The sequence below is a fragment of the Pseudoalteromonas sp. APC 3250 genome (genome assembly GCF_030407915.1).
GTDB lineage: Bacteria > Pseudomonadota > Gammaproteobacteria > Enterobacterales > Alteromonadaceae > Pseudoalteromonas > Pseudoalteromonas tetraodonis.
In genome coordinates this window covers 156,523-170,262 of record NZ_JASDCM010000003.1, presented here as the reverse complement: position 1 = coordinate 170,262, position 13,740 = coordinate 156,523, and the positions used below count along the sequence as shown (strand labels likewise).

Below are 13,740 nucleotides of genomic sequence, written 5' to 3'. Positions count from 1 at the left end.
ACACCTCGTTTTAGCAGTGTATTTATTACAACGACTTTTTATGACCGCATTATGAAAGTACAGGCTAACGTGTGCCCTCTTCTATTAATGTTTCTCGTGTCACCTGCACAATGTGTTTATCTTCTTTGGTTAATCTGGTTTTTTTCCATGCGCCACGCATAAACCAAGCGAACGCTATCAGTGCGATGGTTATGTTCGTAATTGCAAACGAATACCATATTCCCTGATCGCCAAGCAAAGTGTGATTAGAAAGAATATAAGCGGCAGGAAACTGCACCACGCATTGGGATAATAACGCGATAATCATGGCATTAAGCATATTCCCAGAGGCACGAAAAGCAGCAACAATACAAAGCTGAACACCAATTCCCCCCCAGCTTAAACACATCACTTGAACAAACTGCGCGCCTTTATTTATTACACTGTTATCTTCGGGAATAAAAAATGCTACCAGCGTATCAGCATACAAGTAAGCAATGCCCCCAACAAAAGAAAGGCCTATTAATCCCCACATACTGGCAAGCTTCGTTATTTGCTCAGCCCGTTTAATATTGCCGGCGCCCATATTTTGCCCCACCAAGGTTGATACCGCCATTGATAAACCCATGGCAGGGATCATCACCATTTGCAAAATATTAGAGCCCACGCCATAAGCCGCAATGGTAACGGTTCCAAAGCTTGCCACTAAAAATGACATGATGATCAAGCCAAAAGCACGTGTTGATAATTCAATAGAACCAGGCGCTCCTAAGAAAAAAGCCCGTTTCATATATTGCCAATCGGGATAGAAGCTTTTTAGCTGTAATTGAATGCCATGGCGACCGCGTAAAAATATAATAATTCCCGCCAGCGCCGCTAAACTTTGTGTAACCAAAGTCGCCAGCGCAGCGCCCATAACGCCAAGCCCTTCAAAACGGCCATAACCAAAAATAAATAGCGGATCGAGAATAAAATTAAGTAACACGGTGGTGCTAACTATGATTAAAGGTACTTTAGTTTGCCCAATGCCCCGCATTAGTGATTGGAACATGGCGTAAATAAACACAAAAATAACGCCAATAAAGGACACATGCATAAACTTAAGCGCATCACTGTAAACCGCCTGCTCAACGCCTAGCAGTTTTAAAAAGTATGGGGAAAGTACATAACCAAGTAGCCCTAACACTAAGGCGGTAAATGCAACCATTAACACCGTTTGCGCTGCAACATGGTTCACTTTATCTTGCTGACCTGCGCCCATGTATTGCGCCGATAAAATAGCACCGGCCATTGCAAGCCCAGAGCCTATAGCAATGACTAAAAAAGTGATCGGGGTACTAATAGACACTGCAGCGACTTGGGTTGCTCCTAATCGCCCAACCCAAAATGCATCCGTAAGCTGATAAGCCGACTGCAATATATTAATGAGGATAATAGGAATACCTAATTTCAACAGCGCTTTAGCAATGGAGCCTTGAAGAAATAGTTGACCAGAGGGAGTCATGAGGTCGCTTTCTTTTATTAAACCGTGAACATAGCCTTAGTTTAACAAAACTAGCTGATTATATTATGAATACTTCGTTTGCGGCTTGTATTTAAGTGATCAGTCAATAATTTTTAAGCACTAATTAAGTAAAAGTTTAATCTAAATCAATAAATAGAGGCTCTTTACTCATCCGCTTTTGAAACTTTGATCTAGAACAGGTTTTTATTTTTAACCTCGAGCAATAATAGCCTCAATCAACAAATAGTCACACAGTAGTTCACGGAGAACAACATGAAAACTAAACTAAGCATTGCAATACTTACTTCTTTACTGGCTCTTTCTCCTGCAGCACACGCTAACTTTAGTGTTAATGTTGGCGCAATTAATGTTAATCCAGATAACGATGGTTCAAAAATTAACGAAGCACCTACTCTAGGCTTAAAAGGCGACTCAGATACTCAGTTAGGTATTACTGTAGATTACGCATTTAACGACCAATGGGTATTAGAGCTTATTGCAGCAACGCCGTTTTCTCATGATGTAGAAGGTACTGGTGGTTTAGCTGGTAATAAAATTGCTGATATTAAACATTTACCACCATCACTGGTTGCACAATACCACTTTTTAGATAGCAGCTATGCACTTCGTCCGTTTGTAGGTGTGGGAATTAACTATACGACGTTCTTTGACGAACAGCCTTCTGCAGCACTTAAAGCAACGTTAGGAACTAACGATGTAGAAGTAAAACTAGATGATTCATTTGGTTTTGTTGCTCAAGTAGGTGCTAACTACAAGATTGATGAAAAATGGGGCCTACACGCTATGGTATCTATCATGGATATTGATACTGATGCGACTGTTTATGCTAATGGCGCAAAAGCATTAACATCAACCGTGTCACTTGACCCTGTTGTTGCCATGTTTGGTCTTAAATACTCGTTTTAATAACGTTTATGTGTGTGTTAAAAAGGCCGTTAGGCCTTTTTTTTTGCCTGTGTTTAGCGAGGTAAGTTATTTACTTTTTTTTGCTCAAGCATTTCTTTCCAGTGAATTATTTCAGCCGGTAAAATGGGGGCAACCCCGTCAAAGCCTGCAACCTCGAGCATATGCTCAACACTGACCACCCCTTTCTTACTTTTAAACACGCCGCGCACATAAGCAATGGCATGTAAGCCACGTTCTGAATGAAACTTTTGTTCAATGTAAAAGTATTTATGATCCCAGCCAACCAAACGCGTACTAATAGTAAAACGTTGCATTGGCTTAATATCGCGGATGTAGGTAATAGCTGTCGCATTAACAATAGGAAACCAACGACGTTTCATTATTTGCTTAAGCAAACCAACCCGTTCAGTCATCCAGGTACGCGATAAATCCATCATCGCCAAATAGCGTGAATTGGTTAAATGCAAATTAATATCGCAGTCACTTGGTAATGCTTTGTAGTCTATATCAACCGTATCTAACAACGATTGATAGTCACGATTACGTTTAATTTTAAAAAATAACAGCAGTAGTCTAAAATATAAGTTCACAGTAGAGGTCTTACCAGTTGAGTTTTTATCAGTGTATCATAGCGATTGACTCCTTTGGTTGTTTTTAAACCAAGGAATCAATCACTAAATGAGGATATTTGGGTATCTATTTTTAAACTTTAACCGTTTTGCGGTTAATGCCGTAATCACGCAATTTATTAGCCACAGCAGTATGACTCAGTCCCAAGCGTTTAGCTAACTGACGAGAGCTAGGATAGGCAGGATAAAGCTTACGCAGTAAGGTGGCTTCAAAACGCTTAACCGCTTGATCAAGCGAGCCCTCAAAATCAGACTCTAAATAGCCTAAATCATGGGTAAACGTAGGTAACTGTAAATGTTCAACGCGCAGTTCACTGTCTTCTAACAACGATACCGCACGGTAAATCGCGTTTTCTAATTGGCGTACATTGCCAGGCCATGGGTAATCTTGTAAAAACGTTAAACATTCTTCAGATAACTCGGGGACTGTATGGCCATTTTGCTGCGCATATTTTTGAATAAAGTGTTCAGCAAGTGGCCCAACATCCGCTTTACGATCTCTAAGCGGCGCAATTTCCAGTGTTAATACATTAATTCGGTAGTATAAATCTTCTCTAAATACGCCCTCTTGAACCATTGCTGGTAAATCTTTTTGCGTGGCAGCAATAATACGCACGTTCACTTTAACTTCGTTTTCGTCGCCAACTTTTCTAAATGTACCGTCTTGTAAAAAACGTAGCAATTTAGTTTGTAGCTGCGTCGACATTTCACCTACTTCATCTAAAAATACCGTTCCACCATCCGCTTGTTCGAGTACACCACGTTTAGGCGCTGCGTTTTCTTCATACCCGGCATAACCGAATAGTTCGGACTCAGCAACATCATCTGGTAACGAGGCACACGATAAAGCAATAAATGGTTTTACTGAGCGGTTAGATGCATAGTGACAAGCTCGTGCTAGCAACTCTTTACCCGTCCCCGTTTCACCCGTAATAAGAATGGGAGCTTCAAGTTGCGCCATTTTTCGCGCTTCGCGAACCACACGGCGCATCGCCGTGCTAAAGTTATGAATAGTCGCGAAGCTTTCTTGGCCATAACGCCTAAAAGCACTCACTTGCTGACCTAAACGGCTTTGCGATTTTATATTAATTACCGCGCCCGCTAACACATCGCCTTCGCTGCCTTGAGGGACCGCAATAGGCAGAATATCAGCAATAAAATCTTCACCTGCTACTTCAACACGCGTGGTTTGCCCCAGTACTTCTTTGCCCTCTAACCAACGCGTAAAGTTAAAGCCTTTGAGCAAATTATTAATATTAGCACCGGTGACTTCTTTTTCTGTGAGTTGTAAATCTTTGCAGGCTGCGTCGTTACACAGGCGCACCCACCCTTTAGCATCAATAGATATAACGCCATCAGGAAGTGCTCTTAATAAGGTGTTAAGTTCGTTGTGCTCACGTTCAGACGGTAAAAACGCGGTTGTGCGTACATCATGTACACCATCGATTAAGCGAATAGACGGCATGATTTTTTGAAATTGTTCAAATTCAATCTCAGGAAAACTCACATACATACGACAATTTACTGAGTCGACTTCAATCCCCTTTAAGTCAACATTGTAGCTAACTAAAATATTAAGAATCTCTTGAGCAATACCAACTCGGTCTGCACAGTGAATATCTAAACGCATACACCCTCAGGTAAGGAAAAACTAGTTGGCGTGAATAATACGCTAACTCTGTTTACGAGCATAGTTTATTGTAAAGAAATTTGGACGAAAAAATGTTTTTTTACTAACTAGAGGGCTTTTTCAAGCACTTAACGCATTCAAGCTTGGCTGTTCACTAAAAGTCGGGGTTATTGCAACTCAATTTAGTCAAGCTGGCCTTGTATAAATTATATGCTGCAATGAGCGAATCATTACTGTCCATACGCCAATATTCGCTCATGTTTAATCTAAGTGGTGATTATTAAATTAAAGTAGTAAAGGTTAACTATTATTAAAAATTTAGTAGCTGTAACTACCCGTAAAACAAAGCTTTTATTTATTTTTCAAGCTGTATTTAAACAGTGTTAAAGATAACGTTGGTATGACAATGTTACCTATGATGTTAAAGATATTTTTTGATAAGTTTAGGTGTTTACTGCAGCAAATAGGGGTTCACACACTGGTATTTAACAATTACATAACCGATGTATGATAGCGCGCTCAACGCTTCCCCTCGCACAAAGGTCTATGTATACTTAGGCGCAATTGTAACTAGGATAAGGGTGTGACTCTTACCTAAACGTATAGCTGCGTTTAGCAAACCATTACCTTAGCTGCATAAAAACACTGATGATCGAGCATTTATTATACTTTTTATGAGTAAAAATTTAGCTAAATAAAAAACCACAAGGTCATCAAAACAATAATGAATTAGGAAGTAAATATGAGTTCAAATTCTGACAGTGGCTGGTTTGGTCACCCTAAAGGACTTTCAACCCTGTTTTTCACAGAAATGTGGGAACGAATGAGTTACTACGGTATGCGAGCGATGCTCGTATTATTTATGACAGCAAGTTTACAACAAGAAGGCCTAGGATTTACCGTTGCTTCTGCTGCTGCAATTTATGGCTTATACACAGGTTCAGTATACTTTTTAGGTTTACCTGGTGGTTGGTTAGCAGATAGATTGTTTGGTGGCCAAAAAGCAGTATGGTATGGCGGTATTATTATCATGTGTGGCCATATTATTTTAGCCGTGCCACATGAATATTCATTTTTCATTGGTTTGATCTTTGTTGCAACAGGTACTGGTTTACTTAAACCTAATATAAGTGCCATGGTTGGTCAGCTTTATACTGACGAAGATGAGCGCCGTGATGGTGGTTTCGCTATTTACTACATGGGTATTAACTTAGGTTCTTTAATTGGTTACTACGTGTGTGGTTACTTTATGGAAAACGTAGGTTGGCACTGGGCATTTGGTGCCGCGGCTGTTGGTATGGGTATTGGTTTAATTCAATACAAGCGTACACTTAAAAACTTACCAGATCACAGCGCCTTACCTGCTAACCCATTAAGTCCTAAAGGTACTTCGCGCGCATGGGGTGGTATTGCTGCATTTGTTATCGCGACCGCCGGTGTTACCGCTGCTGCGATGACAGGTGCTATTGTCATTAACCCATCGATTGTTGCAGGGTACACCGCAGTTATATTTACTGTTATCTTTTTCGTTTACTTTGGCCTTATATACTTCAAAGGCAAACTAACCGATGCTGAAAAACAAAGAATGTGGGCGCTATTTTTAGTCTGTGTCGCTTCAGCCTGTTTTTGGTCTGGCTTTGAACAAGCCGGTTCTTCATTAAATCTGTTTGCTCGTGACTACACAGACCGTCTGGTTGGCACATTTGAAATTCCAACGACCTGGTTCCAATCTCTAAATTCATTGTTCATTATTGCGCTATCACCATTCTTTGCCGCTTTTTGGATTAATTTATCTAAAAAAATGGTCTCGCCTACTTACAGCGTAAAATGTGCGTTGGGCCTCGTTATTATGGCTTCAGGCTTTTTAGTAATGTTTATGGCAGCACACTATGCCGCTGAAGGCTTAAAAGTAGCACCTTATTGGCTTGTTACTACGTATTTCTTACACACAGTGGGTGAGCTTTGTTTAAGCCCAGTTGCATTGAGCGCTGTAAGTAAGTTATCGCCTCGCCGCTTTACTGGTCAAATGATGGGGGTATTCGTACTTACATACTCTATCGGTAACGTTATTTCAGGATTACTTGCTGGTAACTTTGATCCTAACAATGTTGAAGAAATCCCGAACCTTTACCTACAAATTGCCTTATTTAGTATCGGTGTAGGTATCATCTTAGTACTGATGAGTTTTAAAGCTAAAATATGGGAAAAACAAGGTTTAGAACAAACCGCACCAACACAATAATTTAGATTTATCACACGCATAATTATGAGCTTTGATAAATGATATCAAATACCTCCTGTAGTTAACTGCAGGGGGTATTTTTATGGCCGCTTGATTAAACCCCACAATTTTTACATTCAGCCGTTTATTATTTATACCTCATCACTGTGCATAAACGAGTTTATAGCAGCAAACCATCAATACTCTTTGTTTTTATATATATCGCAGCTAACCAAACTCATTAAAAGTGTAAATAATAAAATACAAAAACTGCACTTTTTTAAGCGCAAAAAAACTAAAAACACATATAAATAAATTAAATTAAACTATTAACAATCAATAATTTAACAAGAAAACCTACACTTTTATCTCGCTACCTAATTTTTACTTTCACCTGCTCGTATGTAAATAAACAACATACTTTGATAACCGTCTCGTAAAATTTACACACGCGCTATTTACTAAATAACAACACCCTCTTCCCCAAAACACCAATCTGGTTAATCATGCAGGCAATACGATAACTAATAATCGCAGTGCTTAATTGCGGGAGTAATTATAATGAGTGAAGTAAATAACCCTTTAGGTTTGGTTGGTATTGAATTTACCGAGTACGCAACACCCGATGCCGATTACATGGATAAAGTGTTTACCGATTTTGGTTTTTCAAAGTTAAAAAAATTCAAAGGTAAAGACATTGTTTATTACAACCAAAACGATATTCATTTTTTACTAAATAATGAACGCGATGGTTTTTCAGCTGAATTTGCTAAAAATCATGGCCCAGCAATTTGTTCTATGGGTTGGCGCGTAGAGAACGCTCAAGCGGCTTTTGAAGCAGCGGTTGAGCGTGGCGCTAAGCCTGCTACTGATGCAGCAAATAAAGACTTACCGTACCCTGCCATTTACGGCATTGGCGACAGCTTAATATACTTTATTGAACAGTTTGGCGATAAAGGCTCTATCTACGCAAACGACTTTGAAGATTTAGCTGAGCAAAACGTCGTCAATGATAAAGGGTTCTTACGTATAGACCACTTAACTAACAACGTTTATAAAGGCACAATGGAAACATGGGCTAACTTTTATAAAGACGTGTTTGGTTTTACCGAAGTGCGCTACTTTGATATTAAAGGCCAAAAAACAGCCTTACTCTCTTATGCGTTAAAATCACCTTGTGGCACTTTCTCTATTCCAATCAATGAAGGTAAAGGTAACGACAATAACCAAATTGATGAATACCTAGGCGAATACAATGGCCCAGGTGTACAGCATTTAGCCTTTTTAACTGATGACTTAGTGAGCTCACTTGATAAGTTAGATAAATCAACTATCGCCACTTTAGATATTATCCCTGAGTACTACGATACTATTTTTGACCGTGTACCATGGGTTAAAGAAGACAAAGAAAAGATTCGTGAGCATCAAATCCTGGTTGATAGCCAAAGCGAAGATTGCTACTTATTGCAAATTTTCTCTAAAAACTTATTTGGCCCAATCTTCATTGAGATGATTCAACGTGTTGACGATGGTGGCTTTGGTGAAGGTAACTTCCAAGCGCTGTTCGAATCAATCGAGCGAGATCAAGAACGCCGCGGCGTTTTATAATTAAAATTATGACTCTAAAAAGCAGCGTATTTCGCTGCTTTTTGTCGTTTAATCGTAGCTAAGAGAGCTTATCTCTCTTTGCGTGTTTAAATCGCGCTTTTCATCACCATATAACTAGTAGATATTTAAAACTTGCTGGTGCGATGTTCTTATTTAATAAATTGATATGCGCGACCAACTAAACCAAAGGAAATGTAATGAGTTTAATTAACGAAACCCATGATATAAATTTAACTAGCTGGGTTGCATCAGCAAATGATGCACAATGTGACTTCCCTATCCAAAATCTACCTTTTGCCGAAGTACGTCGCAAAAATAGCAACGAAGCTTTCCGTGGCGCGGTTGCCATTGGCGATCAGGTTATTGATTTAGCAAAAGTAAATGAACTCGCTATTTTTAGTGGCGATGCTCAAGTCGCCATTGCTGCAGCAAGTAATCCTACACTAAATGAGTTTATGGGTCTGGGTGAGCAATATTGGTCAGCCCTACGTTTAGCATTATCGAAAGCATTACGTGAAGGTTCTGAGCATCAAGAACAACTTACACACGCACTTATTGCGCAAAGCGAGATTGAATTTGCTCTGCCATGTCGCATTGGCGATTACACCGACTTTTACACCTCGATTTATCATGCTACGGCCGTAGGTAGTTTATTCCGCCCTGATAACCCACTGCTACCGAATTACAAGTGGGTACCGATTGGTTATCACGGTCGTTCGTCATCTATTGGCGTATCTGGTCAGCAGTTCCATCGCCCTAAAGGACAAACTAAAGCGCCAGACGCAGAAGTACCTTCATTTGGTCCGTGTAAGCGTCTTGATTACGAGCTTGAACTGGGTATTTACTTGGGTAAGGGTAATGAGCTGGGTGATGCTATTGCCATTGAAAATGCTGAAAAACATGTGTTTGGCTTTTGTGTTTTCAACGATTGGTCAGCACGTGATTTACAAGCATGGGAATACCAACCGCTTGGTCCATTTTTAGCAAAAAACTTTGCATCAACCGTGTCACCATGGATTGTAACTACCGAAGCACTTGCACCATTTAGAACAAGCTGGACGCGTGATGAAAATGATCCGCAACCATTGGAATATTTAGAATCAACGGCTAACCGTGATCAAGGCGCATTTGATATTCAAATGGATGTTAAAATTCAAACGCAAAAAATGCGTGATGAAGGCTACAACCCAACACAAGTGTCTAAATCTAGCTTTAAGCATTCTTACTGGACTGTGGCACAAATGGTGACTCACCATACGGTAAACGGTTGTAACTTTATGCCAGGCGACATGCTGGGCTCTGGAACGCAATCAGGCCCAACTCATGAAGAAGCCGGTTCATTACTTGAGCTTTCTCGTGGTGGTAAAGAAAAAATCACCTTAAGCAACGGCGAACAGCGTAGCTTCTTGGAAGACGGCGACAACGTGATAATGCGTGGCTGGTGTGAAAAAGAAGGTTTTGCACGTATTGGCTTCGGCTGCGTAGAGAGTACGGTATTGCCAGCAAAATAATTGTAAAATCAATAAACTAGTAAAAAAGGGTGGCCGAATAAGCCGCCCTTTTTTATTAATTAAGCCATAGTTACAATTTTTTTCTGGCTTTTTTAGTTGAAATTGCTATCTTGAATCCGTTAATAGCCAGTAAATATGTGACATGTTTGTATTCATAAAATCTTTTTTTCATAAAAACTTCCCAGCTCGCCAGCTGCTTATTCGCCAAAATGGCGAAGTAAAGCATGTGGTTTTGGCACCATGGTTACAAGTTTCTGTACTCGCTATTATTATCACCGCTATTGTGTGGATGAGTGTCTCTAGTATTCGTGTGTATATGCAAACACACCAAATATCTCATATCGAACAAACTCAACTTGATAAGCAAGCGCAGTGGCAACAAAAAGTAAAGCAGCAGCAGCAACGCTATGCATTACAACAAGAACAGTTAGCTGAACTAGAACAAAAACAAGCTTTATTACAAGGTATGATTGAATCATTGCCTGCTTCTATTAGCAAAGACGCCATTAAATTAGAGGGTGAGCTTGACTCCTCCCCTATAAATGAGAGTGAGAGCGAATTCCATGAGCCGCTCGAAGATGACAAGTCACAAAACAAACATGCCCATAATAGCGCCACCAGTTTTGAGCAGCGCTATACTTTACTAAATCAGCAATACGATACTAATTTTACCTTATTAGCTGCGCAAATTAATCAACGGCACGACGCTATTTTAGAGATATTGCAAGACACAGGTCTCGAAAATGCACTTGCACAGCACCTCGCATTAGCGGCACAAACAACGGCGCAAGGTGGCCCGCTGGACATACTTGATGAAAGTAAAATACCCAATACATTTTTAGCTATTGCCGATAAGTTGCTTGTTTTAAATCAGCTAGAAAACTTTTTAACCGACTTGCCGAACACATTACCCTTACCTGCCGCAAAATATTATATTTCGAGCAACTTTGGGCTTCGAAAAGATCCCATGAATAAAAGACGCGCATTTCATAAAGGCGTTGATTTAGCTGGCTGGCATAAAACAGAAATTTTTGCCCCTGCCGATGCAACGGTACGCCGAGCTGGGCGCAATGGTGGTTATGGTAACTTTATTGAATTAGAACATAAAAATGGCGTTGTAACGCGCTTTGGTCACTTAAACAAAGTTAATGTTAAAAAAGGCCAAGTTGTTGCAAAGCATGATGTCATTGGTTTAATGGGCAGTACCGGAAGAAGTACAAGTACTCATTTACACTATGAAGTATTAATAGACGACAAGCATGTCAATCCACTAAAAATAACAAAGGCGCTTTCTCGTGTTTGGTAAAAATAAACAAGCAAAAACGGACTCATCAATCAAGCGAGTGAGTCATACTCCCTCAATTATTTCTAACGATGTGCGTATTACAGGCTCTTTAGTTAGCCAAGGTGAAGTGCAACTCGATGGACGTATTGACGGTGATATTAAAGCTGAGCATTTAGTTATCGGCTCCTCCGGTGTTGTTGAAGGCGTTGTTGAGGCGAGCAGCGTTGTTGTTAAAGGTAAAATCATAGGCTCTTTAAATGCAAGCGAAGTGAAGATCGAAAATAATGCCCATGTACTTGGCGATATTTTTCATGACACACTAAGCATAGAAGCCGGTGCGATTATTGAAGGTAGTTTAAAGCAGCGCTTTGAAAAAGAAGTCATTGAGCATGCTAAAGATAAACCAAAACCGGTTAACGATGTAAAAGCCATTGTTGATAATGAAGACAGTGGCCTTTCGTTTGTAAACAAGTCGTCTACTGCAAAAAGTTAAACCTGAACAAAAAATGGTTTAGTCAATAAACTAAACCATTGTTTTTAATGCTTTATATAAAAAATATAATTTAGCAATTACTTCTTCTTTGTGATGTACATGGTTATATCTGCAGTAAACACCAACTCATTTCGGGTATTGTAAAGCTTTACCGGCACCACTAAATCTTCTTTATCAATCCATTGATGAGGTAACTCAATTTCAGCAATCGCGGTAACGTCTGTGTCTACTTTAGCTAAATATTGTACTGTCATACCTTTAGGTATCCAACGGTGTGTTTTATACGGTACCGTCGCATCCACCATCACTCCCGCACACAGCTCAGCCAAATTACATTGAGCAATCGCATGAATTGTTCCAATATGATTATGTACACGGCGTGTGTTTTTAACCACAGCACTACAGTGCCCTGCTTTTAAATCTAAAATAGTGGGTTTCATAGAGCCAAAATAAGGTGCCTTGAAACACACGGCTTTACTGAAAAGCCAGTTACCGCATGGCCACTTTTTAAATTTATGCCATGTTTTAATTAATGCAGACTCATTACTCATTATTATTTTTCCATTGTCTTTGCTTAAAAAGCAAATTAACACATCGGATCAGTTTAAAGAAGTGTGATACTTAAACAAAAATAATCATAATAAGGTTAAAAGTAGGTAACTTGGCTGATACATCGGCCATAAGCCCTTTCTTTTTCATCAGTCGCCACTTAAAATACCGACAAAAGGAGACCTGATGCATACACAGCCCGCTAAACCCAATTTTACTTTATTACTTATCTTAGCGTTACTCGTCATTTTTTGTCCGATGGGCATTGATATTTACCTGCCTGCCTTTCCCACTATCGCAGAGCAATTCTCAGTGAGCGAAAAGCAAGTACAGCAAACGGTGGCTATTTTTATGCTTACTGTTGGTTTAGGGCAATTAATTGCAGGTCCACTCGCTGATCGTTTTGGCAGAAAGCCCGTTGCCTTAACTGGGGTCGCTTTGTATGGACTGGCGGCATTGGGTGCATATTATGCTCCTAGCTTTTTAGTACTGATGTTTGCTCGTGCTATTCAAGGGTTAGGCGCGTGCGCTACCTTTGTTGTCGCTTTTGCAATAGTAAGAGATAAGTTTGGTAGTGAACGCAGTGGCCAAATAATTACCTATCTAAACGGTATCGTTTGCTTTATTCCAGCATTAGCGCCCATTTTAGGTGCTTGGCTAACCGTACAGTTTGGTTGGCAAATGAACTTTCTATTTTTAACCGGTTTTGCATTACTGGGGTTTATTGTCACCTTATTCTTGTTTAGGGAAACACGACCAGCAGACAGTCATTACCAGGGGCATATTTTAGATTTAAGACGCTTTTTCCCCATCATTTCAACTCCATTATTTTTATTTAATAGCTTGTTATGTATGGTCACTATGTCAGCCATATTGGTGTTTGTAACACTGGCTCCCGGTTGGCTCATTACTGAATTAGGTGGCAGCGTAGCCGACTTTACCTTTTGGTTCTCGCTCAATGCAGTGCTTAGTATTCTTGCTAGTTTTATTATGCCTATTTACATTAAACGTCAACCTAAAAGAGCCTTAAAAATAGGCCTTTTAGTGCTAGTGAGTGCCGGCTTACTTATGTTGTTATTAAGCCAATATAAAACGCCATTGGCATTAATGATCCCTATGTTCATTGCAGCATTTGGTTTTGCCTTGACACTTGGCTCTGCCGCTGGGCGTGCTTTGAGTTTATTTCCTAAACAAGCAGGCACCGCCTCTGCTCTTTTGGGAGCAATGCAAATGAGTGGAGCAAGCTTATTGGTTTTTATTACTCAATACTTAAACTTATCAACCCCAGAGCTTATTGGTACGCACTTTCTATTATTAATTCCTTTTTGTTATTTACTGTTTCGTTATGCTAAATATGCTTAGCCACTAACGCATTTTCAATACTTCTCTCATTTTGGCTAATTC

Annotated in this window: 11 protein-coding genes; 7 read left to right on the top strand and 4 right to left on the bottom strand. The window is 39.8% G+C overall.

The features are described from left to right. Positions 1-64: 64 nt before the first annotated feature. Positions 65-1,483: an MATE family efflux transporter gene (locus tag QL986_RS04680; RefSeq protein WP_028835397.1), complete on the bottom strand. Its 1,419-nt coding sequence runs from the start codon at positions 1,481-1,483 to the stop codon at positions 65-67. 273 nt (positions 1,484-1,756) lie between these two features. On the opposite strand from QL986_RS04680, the gene QL986_RS04675 reads away from it, so the two are divergent. Then, positions 1,757-2,410: an OmpW family outer membrane protein gene (locus QL986_RS04675; RefSeq protein ID WP_013464458.1), complete on the top strand. Its 654-nt coding sequence runs from the start codon at positions 1,757-1,759 to the stop codon at positions 2,408-2,410. A 53-nt stretch (positions 2,411-2,463) separates the two neighbouring features. On the opposite strand, the gene QL986_RS04670 is transcribed toward QL986_RS04675, so the two are convergent. Both QL986_RS04670 and tyrR read right to left on the bottom strand, forming a co-directional pair. After that, entirely contained in the window at positions 2,464-3,000 is a 537-nt protein-coding gene (locus QL986_RS04670) for a thioesterase family protein (protein WP_016899430.1), read from the bottom strand. A 112-nt stretch (positions 3,001-3,112) separates the two neighbouring features. Next, positions 3,113-4,669, bottom strand: coding sequence for a transcriptional regulator TyrR (gene tyrR, locus QL986_RS04665; protein WP_013464456.1), 1,557 nt, complete (start codon positions 4,667-4,669; stop codon positions 3,113-3,115). Between the two features lie 742 nt (positions 4,670-5,411). Here tyrR and QL986_RS04660 point away from each other — a divergent pair. From QL986_RS04660 to QL986_RS04640, 5 genes are all read left to right on the top strand, one after another. Beyond that, the gene (locus QL986_RS04660) at positions 5,412-6,911 is read left to right on the top strand and encodes a peptide MFS transporter (protein WP_013464455.1); all 1,500 of its coding nucleotides are present in this window, start codon (positions 5,412-5,414) and stop codon (positions 6,909-6,911) included. 540 nt (positions 6,912-7,451) lie between these two features. Next, positions 7,452-8,498, top strand: coding sequence for a 4-hydroxyphenylpyruvate dioxygenase (gene hppD, locus QL986_RS04655; protein WP_016899429.1), 1,047 nt, complete (start codon positions 7,452-7,454; stop codon positions 8,496-8,498). Positions 8,499-8,695: 197 nt separating this feature from the next. Beyond that, the gene (fahA, locus tag QL986_RS04650; RefSeq protein ID WP_013464453.1) at positions 8,696-10,009 is read left to right on the top strand and encodes a fumarylacetoacetase; all 1,314 of its coding nucleotides are present in this window, start codon (positions 8,696-8,698) and stop codon (positions 10,007-10,009) included. Positions 10,010-10,151: 142 nt separating this feature from the next. Then, positions 10,152-11,315: a M23 family metallopeptidase gene (locus tag QL986_RS04645; RefSeq protein WP_290191268.1), complete on the top strand. Its 1,164-nt coding sequence runs from the start codon at positions 10,152-10,154 to the stop codon at positions 11,313-11,315. Beyond that, positions 11,305-11,787 carry a polymer-forming cytoskeletal protein gene (locus QL986_RS04640; RefSeq protein ID WP_013464451.1) on the top strand — a complete coding sequence of 161 codons (483 nt, stop codon included), beginning with the start codon at positions 11,305-11,307 and terminating at the stop codon, positions 11,785-11,787. Before QL986_RS04645 ends, QL986_RS04640 begins: the two co-directional genes overlap by 11 nt. Before the next feature lie 77 nt (positions 11,788-11,864). Here QL986_RS04640 and QL986_RS04635 read toward each other — a convergent pair whose 3' ends face one another. Continuing rightward, entirely contained in the window at positions 11,865-12,338 is a 474-nt protein-coding gene (locus QL986_RS04635; protein WP_016899426.1) for a hotdog fold domain-containing protein, read from the bottom strand. A gap of 184 nt (positions 12,339-12,522) precedes the next feature. Here QL986_RS04635 and QL986_RS04630 point away from each other — a divergent pair, with 184 nt between their 5' ends. Further along, the gene (locus tag QL986_RS04630) at positions 12,523-13,698 is read left to right on the top strand and encodes a multidrug effflux MFS transporter (RefSeq protein ID WP_013464448.1); all 1,176 of its coding nucleotides are present in this window, start codon (positions 12,523-12,525) and stop codon (positions 13,696-13,698) included. Positions 13,699-13,740: the final 42 nt, after the last annotated feature.

Excerpts from the sequence above, each read along its gene's own strand:
- fahA (WP_013464453.1), top strand. The coding sequence starts at position 8,696 with ATGAGTTTAATTAACGAAACCCATGATATAAATTTAACTAGCTGGGTT.
- tyrR (WP_013464456.1), bottom strand. The coding sequence starts at position 4,669 with ATGCGTTTAGATATTCACTGTGCAGACCGAGTTGGTATTGCTCAAGAG.
- QL986_RS04675 (WP_013464458.1), top strand. The coding sequence starts at position 1,757 with ATGAAAACTAAACTAAGCATTGCAATACTTACTTCTTTACTGGCTCTT.
- QL986_RS04630 (WP_013464448.1), top strand. The coding sequence starts at position 12,523 with ATGCATACACAGCCCGCTAAACCCAATTTTACTTTATTACTTATCTTA.
- QL986_RS04680 (WP_028835397.1), bottom strand. The coding sequence starts at position 1,483 with ATGACTCCCTCTGGTCAACTATTTCTTCAAGGCTCCATTGCTAAAGCG.
- QL986_RS04660 (WP_013464455.1), top strand. The coding sequence starts at position 5,412 with ATGAGTTCAAATTCTGACAGTGGCTGGTTTGGTCACCCTAAAGGACTT.
- QL986_RS04635 (WP_016899426.1), bottom strand. The coding sequence starts at position 12,338 with ATGAGTAATGAGTCTGCATTAATTAAAACATGGCATAAATTTAAAAAG.
- hppD (WP_016899429.1), top strand. The coding sequence starts at position 7,452 with ATGAGTGAAGTAAATAACCCTTTAGGTTTGGTTGGTATTGAATTTACC.
- QL986_RS04645 (WP_290191268.1), top strand. The coding sequence starts at position 10,152 with ATGTTTGTATTCATAAAATCTTTTTTTCATAAAAACTTCCCAGCTCGC.